At 72.0% G+C, this 15,959-nt stretch carries 19 protein-coding genes and 2 tRNA genes; 15 read left to right on the forward strand and 6 right to left on the reverse strand.

The features are described 5' to 3' along the window. The first annotated feature begins 3 nt into the window (after window positions 1–3). The 13 genes from argS (at window position 4) to ACP6CK_RS02855 (ending at window position 10,044) form a co-directional block, all read left to right on the forward strand. Window positions 4–1,785 (forward strand): arginine--tRNA ligase, encoded by a 1,782-nt coding sequence (gene argS, locus ACP6CK_RS02795; protein WP_426957249.1) that lies wholly within the window; start codon window positions 4–6, stop codon window positions 1,783–1,785. Further along, on the forward strand, window positions 1,782–2,558 hold the full coding sequence (locus ACP6CK_RS02800; RefSeq protein ID WP_426957250.1) for an SPOR domain-containing protein: 777 nt from the start codon (window positions 1,782–1,784) through the stop codon (window positions 2,556–2,558). Before argS ends, ACP6CK_RS02800 begins: the two co-directional genes overlap by 4 nt. Window positions 2,559–2,562: 4 nt before the next feature. Continuing rightward, on the forward strand, window positions 2,563–3,579 hold the full coding sequence (nagZ, locus tag ACP6CK_RS02805; RefSeq protein ID WP_426957251.1) for a beta-N-acetylhexosaminidase: 1,017 nt from the start codon (window positions 2,563–2,565) through the stop codon (window positions 3,577–3,579). Window positions 3,580–3,588: 9 nt separating this feature from the next. Continuing rightward, complete coding sequence (locus ACP6CK_RS02810; protein WP_426957252.1) at window positions 3,589–4,278, forward strand: site-2 protease family protein; 690 nt, start codon at window positions 3,589–3,591, stop codon at window positions 4,276–4,278. After that, window positions 4,275–5,039 carry a segregation and condensation protein A gene (locus tag ACP6CK_RS02815; protein ID WP_426957253.1) on the forward strand — a complete coding sequence of 255 codons (765 nt, stop codon included), beginning with the start codon at window positions 4,275–4,277 and terminating at the stop codon, window positions 5,037–5,039. Before ACP6CK_RS02810 ends, ACP6CK_RS02815 begins: the two co-directional genes overlap by 4 nt. Continuing rightward, window positions 5,023–6,066, forward strand: a complete 1,044-nt coding sequence (scpB, locus tag ACP6CK_RS02820; RefSeq protein ID WP_426957254.1) for an SMC-Scp complex subunit ScpB — start codon at window positions 5,023–5,025, stop codon at window positions 6,064–6,066. Before ACP6CK_RS02815 ends, scpB begins: the two co-directional genes overlap by 17 nt. A gap of 275 nt (window positions 6,067–6,341) precedes the next feature. Beyond that, complete coding sequence (tatB, locus tag ACP6CK_RS02825) at window positions 6,342–6,983, forward strand: Sec-independent protein translocase protein TatB (RefSeq protein ID WP_426957255.1); 642 nt, start codon at window positions 6,342–6,344, stop codon at window positions 6,981–6,983. Window positions 6,984–7,037: 54 nt separating this feature from the next. Next, window positions 7,038–7,784 (forward strand): twin-arginine translocase subunit TatC, encoded by a 747-nt coding sequence (gene tatC, locus ACP6CK_RS02830; RefSeq protein ID WP_426959851.1) that lies wholly within the window; start codon window positions 7,038–7,040, stop codon window positions 7,782–7,784. A gap of 12 nt (window positions 7,785–7,796) precedes the next feature. After that, entirely contained in the window at window positions 7,797–9,080 is a 1,284-nt protein-coding gene (serS, locus tag ACP6CK_RS02835) for a serine--tRNA ligase (protein ID WP_426957256.1), read from the forward strand. Between the two features lie 12 nt (window positions 9,081–9,092). Beyond that, window positions 9,093–9,166, forward strand: a tRNA-Pro gene (locus ACP6CK_RS02840). Between the two features lie 72 nt (window positions 9,167–9,238). Beyond that, entirely contained in the window at window positions 9,239–9,550 is a 312-nt protein-coding gene (locus ACP6CK_RS02845) for an ETC complex I subunit (RefSeq protein ID WP_426957257.1), read from the forward strand. A gap of 42 nt (window positions 9,551–9,592) precedes the next feature. Continuing rightward, window positions 9,593–9,669, forward strand: a tRNA-Arg gene (locus ACP6CK_RS02850). A gap of 216 nt (window positions 9,670–9,885) precedes the next feature. Beyond that, entirely contained in the window at window positions 9,886–10,044 is a 159-nt protein-coding gene (locus tag ACP6CK_RS02855) for a hypothetical protein (protein WP_426957258.1), read from the forward strand. A gap of 163 nt (window positions 10,045–10,207) precedes the next feature. Here ACP6CK_RS02855 and ACP6CK_RS02860 read toward each other — a convergent pair whose 3' ends face one another. From ACP6CK_RS02860 to ACP6CK_RS02880, 5 genes are all read right to left on the reverse strand, one after another. Then, entirely contained in the window at window positions 10,208–10,420 is a 213-nt protein-coding gene (locus ACP6CK_RS02860) for a hypothetical protein (RefSeq protein WP_426957259.1), read from the reverse strand. 192 nt (window positions 10,421–10,612) lie between these two features. Beyond that, window positions 10,613–11,044: a hypothetical protein gene (locus tag ACP6CK_RS02865; protein WP_426957260.1), complete on the reverse strand. Its 432-nt coding sequence runs from the start codon at window positions 11,042–11,044 to the stop codon at window positions 10,613–10,615. A gap of 113 nt (window positions 11,045–11,157) precedes the next feature. Then, a complete protein-coding gene (locus tag ACP6CK_RS02870) occupies window positions 11,158–11,385 on the reverse strand; it encodes a hypothetical protein (protein WP_426957261.1) in 228 nt (75 codons plus the stop codon). A 34-nt stretch (window positions 11,386–11,419) separates the two neighbouring features. Further along, entirely contained in the window at window positions 11,420–12,208 is a 789-nt protein-coding gene (locus ACP6CK_RS02875) for a DNA polymerase beta superfamily protein (protein ID WP_426957262.1), read from the reverse strand. Further along, on the reverse strand, window positions 12,205–12,615 hold the full coding sequence (locus ACP6CK_RS02880; RefSeq protein WP_426957263.1) for a PaaI family thioesterase: 411 nt from the start codon (window positions 12,613–12,615) through the stop codon (window positions 12,205–12,207). Before ACP6CK_RS02880 ends, ACP6CK_RS02875 begins: the two co-directional genes overlap by 4 nt. A gap of 71 nt (window positions 12,616–12,686) precedes the next feature. On the opposite strand from ACP6CK_RS02880, the gene ACP6CK_RS02885 reads away from it, so the two are divergent. After that, window positions 12,687–13,805 (forward strand): S-(hydroxymethyl)glutathione dehydrogenase/class III alcohol dehydrogenase, encoded by a 1,119-nt coding sequence (locus tag ACP6CK_RS02885; protein ID WP_426957264.1) that lies wholly within the window; start codon window positions 12,687–12,689, stop codon window positions 13,803–13,805. Then, entirely contained in the window at window positions 13,805–14,950 is a 1,146-nt protein-coding gene (locus tag ACP6CK_RS02890) for a 2-methylaconitate cis-trans isomerase PrpF family protein (protein WP_426957265.1), read from the forward strand. Before ACP6CK_RS02885 ends, ACP6CK_RS02890 begins: the two co-directional genes overlap by 1 nt. Before the next feature lie 3 nt (window positions 14,951–14,953). On the opposite strand, the gene ACP6CK_RS02895 is transcribed toward ACP6CK_RS02890, so the two are convergent. Next, the gene (locus ACP6CK_RS02895) at window positions 14,954–15,862 is read right to left on the reverse strand and encodes a polysaccharide deacetylase family protein (RefSeq protein ID WP_426957266.1); all 909 of its coding nucleotides are present in this window, start codon (window positions 15,860–15,862) and stop codon (window positions 14,954–14,956) included. Window positions 15,863–15,959: the final 97 nt, after the last annotated feature.

Consider the following 15,959-nt stretch of genomic DNA (forward strand, 5'->3'; position numbering starts at 1 on the left):
ACCATGACCCCCCCGTCGAACAATGACATCTTCCGCACCATCCACGCGGAGGTCGTGGCGGCGCTCCGCGCGCAGCTTCCCGACCTGCCCGAGGAGCTGATGGCCCGGGTTCTGGTCGAGCCCCCGCGCGATCCGGCGCATGGCGACATGGCCACGAACGCCGCGCTGGTCGTGGCCAAGCCCGCCCGCATGGCGCCGCAGAAGGTGGCGCAGGAGCTGGCGGAGCGGCTGATGGCGCGCCCGGGCATCGTCCACGCCGCCCCGGCCGGGCCGGGCTTCGTCAACCTTCGGCTGGACGAGTCGGTGCTGCGGGATCAGGTCCCGGCCATCCTGCGGGCCGGCACGTCCTATGGCGACAGCGCGGTGGGCGCTGGGCGGAAGGTGGACCTCGAATACGTGTCCGCGAACCCGACCGGCCCCATGCATGTCGGCCATTGCCGGGGCGCCGTGGTGGGCGATGCGCTGGCGAACCTGCTCGTGAAGGCGGGCTACGACGTCACGAAGGAGTACTACGTCAACGATGCCGGCGCGCAGGTGCAGGCGCTCGCCTGGGCGGCCTACTGGCGCTACCTCCAGGCGCTCGGGACGACGCTGACCGAGGAGGAGTACGCCGCCACCATCCCCGGCGGCCTGCAATACCGCGGCGAGTACCTGATCCCGGTCGGGGAGGCGCTGAAGGCGCGGCACGGAGACGCGCTCGCCCCCAATGCCCACCCGGCCGACCCGGTGCTGTGGCTGGACACCGTCCGGACCTTCACGGTGGACGCGATGATGGTGGAGATCCGGGAGGATCTCGCCGCCCTCGGCGTGCGGCAGGACGTCTTCATCTCGGAGGCGGAGCTGGTCCGCACCGGCGCTGCCGACCGCGCCATCGCCGACCTCGCGGCGCGCGGGCTGGTCTATGAGGGCGTGCTGGAGCCTCCAAAGGGCAAGCTACCGGACGACTGGGAGGAGCGGGAGCAAACCCTGTTCCGCTCCACGCAGTTCGGCGATGACGTGGACCGGCCGCTGCGCAAGAGCGACGGCAGCAACACCTATTTCGCGAACGACATCGGCAATCATGCGGACAAGCTGCATCGCGGCTTCGACGTGCTGCTCCAGGTCTGGGGCGCGGACCACGGCGGCTACGTCACCCGCATGAAGGCCGCCGTGGCCGCCCTGTCCCAGGACCGGCCGGTGCCACTGGAGGTGATTCTCTGCCAGATCGTGAAGGTGATGAAGGGCGGGCAACCCGTCCGCATGTCCAAACGGGCCGGCACCTACGTCACGCTGCGCGACCTGATCGACGAGGTGGGCAAGGACGCCGTCCGCTTCACCATGCTGACCCGCAAGTCCGACGCGCAGATGGAGTTCGACCTGGACGCGGTGGTGCAGCAGTCCCGCGACAACCCCGTCTTCTACGTCCAGTACGCCCATGCCCGCTGCCGCAGCGTCCTGCGGCAGGTGGAGGACCCGGCGCCGGAGGTGCTGGCCGGCGCCCCCCTGGTCTCCCTGACCGATCCCGCGGAGATGGCCCTGATCCGCCGGCTCGCTGCCTGGCCCCGCACCGTGGAGGCCGCTGCTGCAGCGCGGGAGCCGCACCGGATCGCGTTCTTTCTCCATGACTTGGCCGCTGACTTTCATCTACTGTGGAACAGGGGCCGGGAAGACGCGACGCTGCGCTTCATCCGGGAGGGGGAAGAGGACGCAACCCGCGCGAGGCTGGCCCTCGTTGCGGCGACCGCGACCGTGATCCGATCCGGCCTGGGGGTGATGGGCGTCGAGCCCGTCGAGGAGATGCGGTGAGCGATTTCACGGTTCCGAGCTACCGGATCCGCCCAGCCCGGGCGGGCTTCGAGGTTCCATGGAAAATGATCGCGGTGGCCGGCGGCATCGCCGGCGTGCTGGCCGTGGTGGGCGGCGGCCTCTGGTGGGTCACCCGGGCCGCCAACCGCAACGTGCCGACGATCGAGGCCGATACGCGCCCGATCCGCATCCGGCCCGATGATCCGGGCGGCCTGCGGGTCGCCAACCAGGACGAGCGCATCTTCGACAACCAGCGCCGCGGCGGCGCGGCCGCGCCGCAGGCACCTCGGCTGGCGCCGGAGGCCGAGCGCCCGGATGTCGCCGCCCTGCGCCAGGCCGCGGCGACCCGCCCGGCCACCCCGCCCGCGGCGCCTGCACCCCAGCCGGCGCCGGCCGCCGCGACCGCGCCCGCCGTGCCGCCCGGCACCCTCGTCCCCCTGCGCCCGCCCGGATCGGCGCCGGCCGCTGTCGCGCCGCAGGCTGCGCCCGCCGCGCCGCCCGCTGCCCCCGCCCGCCCGGCCGGGCGCATCGTCGTCCAGCTCGGCGCCGTATCCTCGGAGGCCGTCGCGCGGGCGGAGTGGGAGCGCGTCCGCGCCCGCGCCCCGGACCTGATGGGCGACCGGCAGCTCACCGTGACCCGCGTCGACCGGGGAGAGGGGCAGACGCCGCTCTACCGCATGCGCACCGGCGGCTTCGACGCCGAGGGAGCGCGGGCCTTCTGTGCGGGGCTGCGCGCCAAGGGCGCCGCCTGCACGGTGATCGGCAATCCGTAGCCGGATGACGCCGCGCGCCGCGATCACCGGCCTCTCCGGCCCGCGCCTGACGGTGGAGGAGGCGGCGCTCCTGCGCGAGGCGCCGCCCGCGGGCGCGATCCTGTTCCGCCGGAACGTGGAGAGCCCGGACCAGCTCCGCGCCCTGACGGCCGAGATCCGGGACCTGCTCGGGGAGTCGGCGCCGATCCTGGTGGACCAGGAAGGCGGCCGCGTCGCCCGCCTCCGTCCGCCCCACTGGCCCGCCTTTCCCCCGGCCTGCGTCTTCGAGGGCCGCCCGGCGGCGGAGGCCGCGGCGAGCGCCGCCCTGCTCGGCGCCGCCTGCGCCGGGGTGGGGCTGGACGTGGTCTGCGCCCCGGTGCTGGACCTGCGCCTGCCCGGCGCGCACGAGGTAATCGGCGACCGCGCCTTCTCCGCCGGCCCGGAGGAGGTGGCGCGCCTCGGCGAGGCCTGGATCGCCGGACTGATGGCCGCCGGCTGCACGCCGGTGATCAAGCACATCCCCGGCCATGGCCGCGCGACCGCCGACAGCCACGAGGCCCTTCCGCGGGTGGAGGCCGGCGCGGCAGAGCTCGCGCGGGACATCGCGCCCTTCCGGGCCGTCTGTACCGGGAATGCCGGGCGTCACCTCTGGGCGATGACCGCCCACATCACCTACGCCGCGCTCGACCCGGACCGGCCCGCGACCCTGTCGCCCTGCGTCATCGAGCGCACGATCCGCGGCGAGATCGGCTTCGACGGCGTGCTCGTCTCGGATGATCTGATGATGGGAGCGCTGTCGGGCCTCTCGAACGACCTCGCCGCGGCCTCGCTCCGGGCGGGCTGCGACCTCGTGCTCCACTGCAACGGGGTATTGGCGGACACCGCGACGCTGCTCCGTGCCTGCCCGCCCCTGACCGACCGCGCGGCGGAGCGGCTGGCCGCAGCCCGTGCGGCCGCGCGAGCAGCGACACCCGCGGCGCGGGCGGCGGGCGCCCGTCCGCCGGCCGCGACCCAGGCCGCGCACGCGCTGACGACCGCCTGACCCGACCCCATGGAGTGGTTACCCGATTTCGCGGCGGCGGCGCTCGCCGCCATCATCGCGATCACCCTGCACGAGGCCGCCCATGGCTACGCCGCCCGCGCGCTGGGCGACGACACGGCGGAGCGGATGGGGCGCCTGTCGTTGAACCCGATCCGCCACGTGGATCCGGTCGGGACACTGCTGGTCCCCGGAATTCTTGTGGTCTCGCAGCTCCTGGCGATCGGGCGGGTGGAGGCGCTGTTCGGCTGGGCGAAGCCGGTGCCGGTGAACGTCATGGGGTTGCGGAACCCCCGCTTCGGCATGGTGCTGGTGGCCGCCGCCGGACCTGCCGTCAACGTGTTGCTGGCCTTTGCCGCGGCGGTCCTGCTGCTTCCCCTGGTCGGGCCGGGCGGGGACAGCGTGCTGGACTGGATCGAATCCTTTCTCGTCCTCTCGCTGATCCAGAATCTCGTCTTCGCGGCGTTCAACCTCATTCCGATCCCCCCGTTGGACGGGGGCCGCATCGTCGGCGGGCTGCTGCCGCCCTCGATCGGCATTCCCTTTCTCCGGCTGGAGCGGGTGGGATTGCTGGTCGTGCTCGGGCTCCTCTTCCTGCTGCCGCACGCGACCGGAGGCTTCGATCCGATGCGCTGGCTGGTGCGGGCGATCGTCTACCCCGTCGCGCGCCTCATTCTCACCCTCACGGGCCATTCGACGTGACGGCGCCCGATCCCGCGCTGCATGTGACGCTGGACGGGTTCGAGGGGCCGCTCGACCTGTTGCTGGACCTCGCCCGCGCGCAGAAGGTGGATCTGTCGAAGATCTCGATCCTCGCGCTGGTGGACCAGTTCCTCGCCGTGGTGGAAGGCGCGCGGCGCGTGCGGCTCGAGCTGGCGGCCGACTGGCTCGTCATGGCCGCCTGGCTCGCCTGGCTGAAGTCCCGCCTTCTCCTGCCCGAGGACGAGACGGAGGAGGAGGACGCGGAGCTCCTGGCCGAGCGCCTCGCCGACCGGCTGCGGGAGCTGGAGAGGATGCGGGCCGCTGCCGCCTGGCTCGGCGCGCGGCCGCTGCTGGGGCGGGATGTCATGGGCCGCGGGTCCCCGGAGAGCCTTGTCGTGGAGGACCGCTCCGCCCTCTCGGCCGACCTGCCTGGCCTGCTGCGCGCCTATGCGGATGCGCTGCGCCGGGCCGCGGCCCGGCGGCCCTACCGCCCCAAACCCCGCCGCGTGTGGACGGTGCAGGAGGCGCTGGTGCGCCTGCAGTCCCTCGTCGGCCGGATTCCGGGATGGGCGGAGCTGTCTCAGTTCCTGCCGGAGGTCGAGATGGACCCGACCGAGCGCCGCGCCGCCTTGGCCAGCACCCTGATCGCTGGGCTGGAGCTGGCCAAGTCGGGGACCGTCGAGCTGCGCCAGGACGCCGCCTTCGCCCCCATTCTGATGCGCCCGCCGAGCCGGGAGGCCCGTGATGCCGACGCCGCCTGATCCCGAGCCGCCCGTCCCGGCCGAGCAGTCCGCTGTTCTGACTTCGCCCGAGACCCTGCCCGGCGGTCCAAGGGAGGCTGCGGCCGAGTTCACGTCCGACGCCGTGCCGCCCTCGGAGCCCGCATCAGCGCCCCCGCTGGACCCGGAGGACATCGCCGAGGGCGCTGGGGCCGAAGCGGACACGTTGGAGCCGGTGGACCCAGCGACCGATGTGTCGGAGACGACGGCGGGTCAACCCGTCGCCGCCGCTGGGGAACAGGGCGACGCCGGGCGGCCCGCGGAGATGCCGGACTCGGCGGACGCCCGGCGCTCGCCAGAGTGCGTGGACGTCATAAACGACGGTCTGGACGGCGACCGGCCGGAGCCGACGGACGCCGTGTCAGCCTCGTCCGACGAGGATCCGGATCGGCCTACCGACCCGACCGGAGAACAGGACGCTGCCGGACCGCCTGGGGAGGCGCCGGATCGCTCGCCGATCCCATCGGAAATCCCGCCCTCGGCCTTGCGGATCGCGGAGGCCCTCGTCTTTGCCTCCGCCACGCCGGTCACCGCCGCCCGCCTCGCGCCGCTGCTGCCGGGGGGCGTGGACGCCGCGGCGGCGCTCTCGGCCCTGGCCGAGGACTATGCCGAACGCGGCGTGAACCTCGTGGCCGTGGCCGGGGGCTACGCCTTCCGCACGGCGCCCGACCTCGCCCCGGCCCTGACCCGGGTGATCGAGGTGCCGCGCCGCCTCCCCCGGGCGGCCATGGAGGCGCTGGCCATCATCGCCTGGCATCAGCCGGTCACCCGGGCGGAGATCGAGGAGATCCGTGGGACCGCCCTGTCCCAGAACTCCCTGGAGGCGCTTCTGGAGAACGGCCTGATCGCGCCGCGCGGGAAGAAGGAAGCGCCGGGACGCCCGACCCTCTGGGCCACGACGCCGCGATTTCTGGAGCAGTTCGGCCTGAACGCCCTGCGCGACCTGCCGAAGCGGGAGGAACTGCTGCCGGAGCCCGCCCTGCCGCTGCCGGACCCGGCCGGGCAGTGATCCGCCTCGGGACCGGCATCTCGCCCGATTCGTGAGGTCGCCGGTCACGCCGCGGGGTGCCGCCCCGGGCAGGGCGGCGTACGCGCCGCGGTTTTCTCGACCGGCTCCCGGAGCCCGACGGCTTCCATCGGCACGGCCCTGGCCCCATGTGGGGCGGGTTGCGCCAACTCCTTACAGGGAGGCCCATTTGTTCGGGGCGCGACCTCTGCTAACGGATGCGCCCCCGCGAAGCGCCACGCCACCCGGCGCGGCGCCCGGCGGGTGATCGGAGACCCATGTTCGACCTCGCCTGGTCCGAGATCGCGCTGATCGCCGTTGTTGCGGTTGTCGTGATCGGACCGAAGGACCTTCCGGACGCCGTGCGCGGCGTCGCCAAGGGCATCCAGAAGCTCCGCCGCATGGCCGGCGAATTCCAGGGACACCTGGACGAGGTGGTGCGCGAGGCGAAGCTGGAGGATGTCCGCGACCAGATCCGGGACATCCGGAACTTCGACCTCAAGAGCACGATCGAGAAGGCGGTGGACGAGGATGGCTCGATCACCAAGGCCTTCCGCGACGACCCCTTCCGGGCGCCGCCGCCCCCGACCTCGGACGCGGCGCCGTCGGCCGGAACGGCCGCGACCGAGCCAGTGGGAGCGCCTCCCGTGGACGCGACCGCGCCTGACGTCCTCGCGGCAGCGCCTCCGGCTGCCGATGCCGCCGGGCTAGACACCCCGGTCGCCGCCGACCTGACGCCCGCGCCCTTCCCGGTGGCCGCCGACATGCCGGCTGCCCCGGCGCCCACGGCGGAAGCCGCGCCCGTCGCCGGCCCGGCGACCCCCGCCGAGGCATCACCCACGACCGCCCCGGCCGGCCCCGCGCCGGACACGATCGATCCCGCGGTGGTGCCGCCGCGGCCCGCCATCCACACCGCGTAAGAAGTCCAGCACACCTTGCCACGCGATCCGGACGACACGATCGACGACAAGCCCATGCCGTTGATCGACCACCTGCTGGAGCTGCGCACGCGGCTCCTCTGGTCCATCGGCGCCTTCGGCATCGCCTTCGCGGTCTGCTATTACTTCTCCACCCAGATCTACGGGTTCCTCGCGCGCCCGCTGGCCGACATCCTGATCCATCAGGGCGGTGAGCGGCGGATGATCTTCACCGCGCTCTACGAGGCCTTCTTCACCTACCTGAAGGTCGCGTTCTTCGGGGCGGTGTTCTTCTCCTTTCCGATGTGGGCGACCCAGCTCTGGCTCTTCATCGCGCCCGGACTCTACAAATCCGAGAAGAAGGCGGTGCTGCCCTTCCTGCTCGCCTCGCCGGTGTTGTTCATCCTCGGCGCGTCGCTCGCCTACTACTTCATCTTCCCGCTCGCCTGGTCCTTCTTCATCTCCTTCGAGACGCCGACCGGCGGCGGCGGCATCCCCGTGCAGCTCGAGGCAAAGGTCAGCGAGTATCTCTCGCTCGTCATGCACATGATCCTGGCCTTCGGGATCGCCTTCCAGCTTCCCGTGGCGCTGACGCTGATGGCGCGCGTCGGGATCGTCAGCGTGGACCAGCTGCGGCGCGGGCGGCGCTACGCGATCGTCGGCATGTTCGTGGTCGCCGCGGTGCTGACTCCGCCCGACATCATCAGCCAGGTCGGCCTCGCGGTGCCGCTGCTCCTGCTTTACGAGCTGTCCATCCTCGCGGCCGGCTGGATGACCCCGAAGCCCAAGCCGCCGACGACCTGAGGCGCCGAGACCATGCACGACATCCGGGCCGTCCGGGCCGATCCGGCTGCCTTCGACGCCGCGCTGGCCCGGCGCGGCCTGCCGCCCGTCTCCGCCGAGCTGATGCAGCTGGACGCGGCGCGCCGCGCCGCCCAGACCACGGCGCAGGAGGCGCAGGCGCGCCGCAACGCCCTGGCGAAGGAGATCGGTCAGGGCAAGCGGGGCGGCGCTGATACCTCTGCCCTGGAGGCGGAGGCGACGACCCTGCGCGCCCGGATGGAGGCGCTCGAGGCGGAGGCGGCGTCCGGCGAGGCGGCCCAGACGCGGATCCTGGAGGCGCTGCCCAACGCGCTCGATCCCGAGGTACCGGAGGGCGCCGACGAGTCGGCCAACGTCGTGCTGCACCAGCACGGCGAGCCGCGCGGCCTCCCGAACGCCCGGGAGCATTTCGAGCTCGGCGAGGCGCTGGGGTTGATGGACTTCGAGGCGGCCTCCCGCGTCGCTGGCAGCCGCTTCGTCGTGCTGAAGGGCGCGCTGGCACGGCTGGAGCGGGCTCTGGGCCAGTGGATGCTCGACCTGCACGTCACGGAGCACGGCTACACCGAGTGCGCCGTGCCGCTGATGGTCAACGACGCCGCCGCCTATGGCACGGACAAGCTGCCGAAGTTCGCGGACGACCTGTTCCGCACCACCGACGGCCGCTGGCTGATCCCTACGGCCGAGGTGCCGCTGACGGCGCTCAACCTCGGCGAGATCATCGCCGAGCCCAGCGAGCCGCTTCGCTACACCGCCCTGACTCCCTGCTTCCGGTCGGAGGCCGGGTCGGCGGGGCGGGACACGCGGGGGATGCTGCGCCAGCACCAGTTCCAGAAGGTGGAGCTGGTGTCGGTGACCCGTCCCGAGGACAGCGACGCCGAGCACGAGCGCATGACGCGCTGCGCGGAGCGCGTGCTGACGGAACTCGGCCTGACCTGGCGCCGGATCTTCCTCTGCGCCGGGGACACCGGGTTCGGCGCGGCCCGGACCTATGACCTGGAGGTCTGGCTGCCGGGGCAGGGGGCGTGGCGGGAGATCTCCTCCTGCTCCAACACCCGCGCCTTCCAGGCCCGGCGAATGAACACGCGCTACCGTCCGGTCGGCGGGAAGGGGACGGCCTTCGTCCACACGCTGAACGGATCGGGCGTCGCGGTCGGTCGGGCCCTGATTGCGGTCATGGAGACTTACCAGCAGCCGGATGGGTCCATCGCGGTGCCGGAGGTGCTGCGGGGGCGCATGGGAGGCATGGCGGCCATTGCGCCGGGCGCGTCCCGCCCATAGGTTCCGCCCCGACGGGGTGTGGCGCAGCCTGGTAGCGCGCCTGTTTTGGGTACAGGAGGCCGTGGGTTCGAATCCCGCCGCCCCGATGGATTGTCCGGCGTTGAAGTCCGGGACCGGGCCCGCCCGGATCAAGCCCCGATTGGGTTGAGGAGTGCCGTGTGAGCATCGCCCGCATCTATTCGCCGCCGAAGAGCGCCATGCAGTCCGGCCAGGGCCGCACGGACGAATGGGTCTTCGAGTACGCACCCAACGAGCCAAAGCGGGTGGACCCGCTGACCGGCTGGTACGGATCGGGCGACACGAATCGTCAGGTTCGCCTCCGCTTCGACACGCTGGAGGAGGCGGAGGCCTATGCGAAGGCGAAGGGCGTTCCGTATGAGGTGGAGCGCCGCCGCCAGCGGCCAGCCCTCCGGCCGAAATCCTACGCCGACAATTTCCGCACCAACCGCCCGGAGAACTGGACGCATTAGGGAAGACCGGCCGGCATCGCCCCCGGGCGAACCGGTCGCCGGGCACCCGTAGCTCAACTGGATAGAGCAACCGGCTTCTACCCGGTTGGTTGGGGGTTCGAGTCCCTCCGGGTGCGCCAGCCTCGTCGGGCCGTGCAGGCCGCAGCGCCTGTGACGGCCAGCCGTGTGACGGCCCGGACACGGGGTTCGTCAGGACCGGCGAACGGTTCCGAAAGCAACGCCGCCCGAGGCTGTGCCGCCACAACGCGGATTTCCAGCTTAACAAGACCCTCGATCACGCGATCAACGAGGTTTACGTCTCATCGTCGGGCCAGGCGAACCGGGGTCGCGACCTCATGGGCGCGAACATTCTGGCGCCGAGGAGCGTGCTGTCCCTCACCGTCCCGGCGGGGCGGTGCATGAACGACATCCGGCTTGTGCTCGCGGACGGCTCCGCGATGGAGCGGCGCCAGATCAACACCTGCGCGCTGACCCACGTGAACGTCACGCCGTAGCGGCATGGCGGCGGCAGGGATGGGCGCCAGCATCGTCCCTGCCAGAGCCAAGCCACCGTCCCTTGGAACGCGCGAGCTACGGCGCCGGTCCGTCGCGCCGCATCGCCTTCTCCTGAGTCCTGGTGAAGGCCGGCCCCGAGAGGGAGCCAGCCTTCGGCTATTCCTAGGTGCCGGAGCTGGTCCCGGTGCCCGACGGGAAGAGCGCCCGGCATGCCTCGAGCACGTCGATCAGCCCATCCAGCGTCGCGCGGTCATGCAGGGCGGCGGTAAGCCCGATCACATCGCCGTTGAAGGTGATCTGCCAGTGCGCCGGACCGCCCGGCGCGGACCGCGACACCGGCGGGAGGCTGAAAGATGGCTCGCTGCCCTGGCTCATGAGCACTCCCGTGTAAATCGCCGATCTGAACGGCATTCGCGTGGAAAATCCCGCGCAGCGCGCTGCGCGGGGGAGCCTTATCCTACCGCGTTTTCGCGTGGTGTGGAAAGCCGCGGCGGCGTGAGCCGGGCACGCGAGGCGCGCGCGAGCACGATCCCGGATCGTGCAACCGCGCGGCGAAGCGCATCGGCATCAACTGCCGGCGGGCGGCTCCCCGGCCTTGCTGCGGATCGTGTTCTGGGTCCAGGCGAGCACTGCGCGCACCGCACGTAAAACGCCGGGCTGCAGCTCACCGGTGGCAGAGCGGATTTCCGAAACCGTCAGGTCGAGCATGTCGGCCGCCTTGATCATCGCCCGCGTCTCCGCGCGCCGCGCCCCGTCCTGAAGCGCCGCCACGTCCTCCGGAGTCAGGCAGGGGCCGAGATAGTGGTCGGCCCAGGCTACGTGCTTCGGCGTGAGCCAGGGCTCGTCCCACCCGCCCGGATTCGGCGCGGGCCTTGCGTGCCACCGCGCGGGGCGCGGCGCCTCCGCTCTCTGGCGACTCTGCAGCCAGTGCCAGCCGTCCCGCTCGGGATGGAGGGGAACACCGGGACGCGCCGGATCGGGCCACTCGCTGTCCGGCACGCTTCGTGTCGCCTCCTTAGGATTTTCGCGGCCGCTCGCGGCCCGCGCGGCCGGAGGTTAGCGCCGGCGCCACGTCCATCAAGGGCCGCCGGCGCGCCGGTGCCGGGAAGCGGTCAGAGATACCGGCCGCGCTCCAGGATCTCGAGCGTGTAGGCGCGGTAGGTCATGCCCAGCTCTTCGGCCCGGGCCAGGCGTCGCAGCGCGATCTCCCGCGGCGGCGTTTTCCAGGCCCGGCGCTGCGCTCGGCGCCAGTTCCACGCGCGCCAGGACTCGTTGACGTCGGGCGGGTCCAGCGGTGGGCCGCCATTGTGGCCGATGCCGGCGGGGGATGCGGGGCTCATCCCAGCTGGCGCAGCAAGTCGCGTGCCGGCCGTCTCAGCGACGGCTCGGCCGCGCGTCCGCGATGCCGGTCCCCTGCCGGAACAGGGCTTCCGCCTGCGCCAACATCGCCGGTGCGGGCGGGTCCTCCCGCGGCGGCGGTTCCCGTTCCCGCTCGGCGGCGATCAGGGCGTCGAGGGCCGGAAAGCGCGGACCAAGCCCCATTTCCGAGCTGGCGGACTTCGCGGCGAGCAGCGCATCAAGCGCCGCCGCCTCGGCCGTCGCCAGCAGGAGGCCGCGCCGCAGCGCCGGCATGTCCATCGGCGGGTCATCCGCCCGCTCCCGCAGCCAGCGCAACGTCAGGGCGGGCCGCAGGGCGTAGAGGTACTTCTTCAGCACCACCTCCTCGCGGTCCGCGAGCCACTGCTTCCAGACGCGGTCCATGAGGGAGCGGTAGTGGTGGAAGGCCGCCACCCGGGACGGAAGGGCCGCGGCCAGGGCCTCCAGCGCGCTCCGGAAGCCCGGCTCGGCCCGGTAGGTGATCGGCGAGCGCAGCCATTCCCGCACCACCCAGTTGCCGCCCAACAGGAGGTTGATCGCTTTCCGCGCATCCCACCCCGAAATGTCCAGTTCGTCGGAAATCGGGAACTCCAGCACGTCCCGCCCTGGTCGCAGGGTCACGTGCCAGACCGTCGGGCGGGCGTAGAGGAAGCGCACGTCCCAATCACTGTCCGGGCTTTCGAAGCCCCAGGCGCGGCTGCCGCTCTCGATCGCCAGGAGGATGGCAATGCCCTCCCGCGCCTCGATCGCGTCGAGTTCCGCGAGGATCTCCGCCTGGCGGCTCACGGCGCAGCGGCCCGCAGCCAGGTCGAGGTCGCGTGGGCGCAGGGCTTGTCCGATCCTTCCGCGCGCATCCAGACCTCCGCATAGACGGTGGAGCGACCCTGGCGCACGATCCGAACCTCCGCCAGCACGCCGCCGCTCCCGGCCGGGCGCAGGAAGGAGATCGTCAGGGCGGCGGTCCGCGTCTCGTCCGCACCACCGGTGGCCACCAGCAGCGGCACCCAGATCGCGACGTCCGCCAGCGTCATCAGGGCCGGGCCGGACGCCGTGCCGCCGGGCCGCATCGAAAGGTCGGAGGCCGGAAGCCGCACCATCGCGGTCGCGGCATCCGCCGAGACCACCTCGATCCCCAGCGCCGCCGCCAGCGGGACGCCCGATCGCACCCGCGCCGTCAACTCCTCGACCGTCATCCCAGTCCCCTGGCCCCTGCCGCACCCGCCGGATAGAACAACGCGCCGAGAGGGAAGGGGAGCCGCCCGCGATGAAGACCCGTGCCGCCGTCGCCTGGGAGGCGAACAAGCCGCTTTCGATCGAGACCGTGGATCTGGACGGCCCCAAGGCGAACGAGGTGCTGGTCGAGGTGATGGCCACGGGCGTCTGCCACACCGACGCCTACACCCTGTCAGGGCTGGATTCCGAGGGTCTGTTCCCCTGCATCCTGGGTCATGAGGGCGCGGGGATCGTGCGGGAGGTCGGCGCGGATGTCCGTTCCGTGCGGCCAGGCGACCATGTGATCCCGCTCTACACGCCGGAATGCCGGCAGTGCAAAACCTGCCTTTCCCAGCGAAGCAATCTCTGCACCGCCATCCGCTCCACCCAGGGCAAGGGCGTGATGCCGGACGGCACCTCGCGCTTCCACTGCGACGCGCCGAACAAGCCGATGTGGCACTACATGGGCTGCAGCACCTTCTCGAACTTCACCGTCCTGCCGGAGATCGCGGTGGCGAAGGTCCGGGAGGACGCGCCCTTCGACAAGATCTGCTACATCGGCTGCGGCGTCACGACCGGCATCGGCGCGGTGATCTACACGGCCAAGGTGCGCCCCGGTTCGAACGTCGTTGTCTTCGGCCTCGGCGGCATCGGGCTGAACGTCATCCAGGGGGCGCGCATGGTCGGCGCGGACAAGATCGTCGGCGTGGACCTGAACCCTGCCAAGGCGGAGATGGCGCGCAAGTTCGGCATGACACACTTCGTCAACCCGGACGAGGTCGGCCGCGACAAGGTGGTGCAGGCCATTCAGGACATCACCGACGGCGGTGCCGACTACTCCTTCGAGTGCATCGGCAACATCCACACCATGCGGCAGGCGCTGGAGTGCTGCCACCGCGGCTGGGGCGAGAGCATCATCATCGGCGTCGCGCCCAGCGGCACCGAGATCAGCACGCGCCCCTTCCAGCTTGTGACGGGACGCGTCTGGAAGGGCTCGGCCTTCGGCGGCGCGCGCGGACGGACCGACGTGCCGAAGATCGTGGACTGGTACATGGAGGGGAAGATCGACATCGACTCCCTCATCACCCACACCATGCCGCTGGACGAGATCAACCGCGCCTTCGATCTGATGCACGAGGGAGTGTCGATCCGCAGCGTGGTGACCTTCTGATGGACCTCCGCCCCATCCCGGCCGCCTTCATGCGGGGCGGCACGAGCAAGGCGGTGATGTTCCATGCGCGCGACCTGCCGGCCGACCGCGCGGCGCAGGAGCCGATCTTCACCGCCGCCCTCGGCTCGCCCGATCCCTACGGGCGGCAACTGGACGGGATGGGAGGGGGCGTCTCCTCGCTCTCGAAGGTCTGCATCATCGGCCCGCCCACGCGCGACGATGCCGACGTGGACTACACCTTCGCCCAGGTGCAAGTGCGGGAGGCGCGCGTGGACTGGCGCCAGAACTGCGGCAACATGTCCTCCGCCATCGGTCCCTTCGCGGTGGATGAGGGGCTGATCCCCGCCCCGGGAGCCGAAAAGACCGTCCGCATCCACAACACCAACACCTCGAAGATCATCCACGCGACCTTCGCGGTCGCCGACGGCCGACCGCGCTACGCCGGGGCGCTCGCCATCCCCGGTGTCTCCGGCACCGGCGCACCGATCCGGCTGGATTTCCTCGATCCGGGCGGAGCCACGACCGGGAAGCTGCTGCCGACCGGGCGCGCGCTGGACCGGCTGGAGGTAGAGGGCGTCGGAACGATCGAGGCGTCGCTGGTGGACGCGGCCAATGCCTGCGTCTTCCTGCGCGCCTCCGATCTCGGCCTGACCGGGAAGGAGCTGCCGGACGAGATCGACGCGCGCCCCGACATCCTGGCGCGCCTCGCCGCGATCCGGGCGGCCGGATCGGTCGCGATGGGCATCGCGCCGGACCTCGGGTCCGCGCGGCGGCTGGCGGCCGTCCCCTTCATCGGCTTCGTCAGCCCGCGGGCCGACTTCGTCACCCTGACGGGGGAAACCGTGCCGGTCGGGGAAATGGACCTCGCCGCGCGGGTCATCTCCAACGGGCAGCCTCACCGGGCGCTGCCGCTGACCGTCTCGCTCTGCACGGCGGTCGCGGCGCGCATTCCCGGCACGCTGGTGCAGGCGGCCCTGCCGCCCGGGGCGGCACCGGCCGGCCCGCTGCGGCTGGGGATGCCCTCCGGCGTGCTCACGGTGGGCGCGGAGGTGACGCTGGATGCCGCCGGTCCCCACGCCGTCGCGGGCTCCTTCTATCGCACCTGCCGCCGGCTGTTCGACGGGCGGGTCTGGGTGCCGGCCTGACCCCTAGCCGCCGGGCACGCTGCCCGGAGGCAGGGTCAGGACGTGGTCGTACACGTCACCCGCGGTGCAGATCCAGACGCGATCCCGCTGCGCCGCGATATGAGCCAGCGCTCGCCGCAACGCCCGCAGCCGATAGGGCTGGCCGATGATGTAGGGGTGGAGCGCGATCCCCATGACCTGCGCCACCCCGTCCCGCACCTGTCGGAGCCGCTCCTCGAAGTCGTCCACGATCATATCGGCGAAGACGGCGGCCGAATCCTTCCGGGCGACGATGGAGGGAATGTCGTTCACCTCCTGTGGATAGGGGATCGCGAGCAGCGGTCCGTGCTCCGTCCGATGCCACACCGGCTGGTCGTCCGCACACCAGTTCAGGGTGTAGCGATACCCCGCCTCGGCCAGCAGGTCAGGCGTCGCACGGCTCTCCGCGATCCAGGGGGAGAGCCAGCCGCGGGGCGCACTGCCCTCATGCCGGGTGATCGCTTGCGTCGCGTCCCGGATCAGGTCCCGCTCGGCCACCGCGTCGAGCACCGATTGCCGCTCGCTGTTCGTGCGGCCATGGCCGGCCATTTCGTCGCCCCGCGCGCGGTGGGCCGCCACGAGGTCCGGCGCGTACTCGTACATGGCCGAGTTCAGCAGCACCGTGCAGGGCAGATCCAGTTCCGAAAGGAGTTCGATCAGCCGCCATCCGCCGACGCGGTTCCCATAGTCCCGCCAGGCGAAGTTCAGCACGTCGGGATGCGGACCCCCGCCGCCGTTCGCGCCCGGCGCCAGTTCCGCGCCCAGCCCTGCCCCGAAGGCGAAGTGCTCCAGGTTCACGCCGAGATACACGGCCAGCCCGGCCCCGCCCGGCCACGACCAGCGCGCCCGGGCAGGCCAGGGATGGTAGTCGTAGCGGCGATGCGTCGGCAGCACGGTTCCTCCTCGGCCCGGCTCGACCCCGGGCATGGGGCGGAGAGCAAGCCGCGGGCCGCCCTTCACTGCTCCGTTTTCCGCGAGCCGGACTTGCCCT

Source organism: Muricoccus radiodurans (assembly GCF_050154705.1).
Taxonomy (GTDB): Bacteria; Pseudomonadota; Alphaproteobacteria; order Acetobacterales; family Acetobacteraceae; genus Roseomonas; species Roseomonas radiodurans.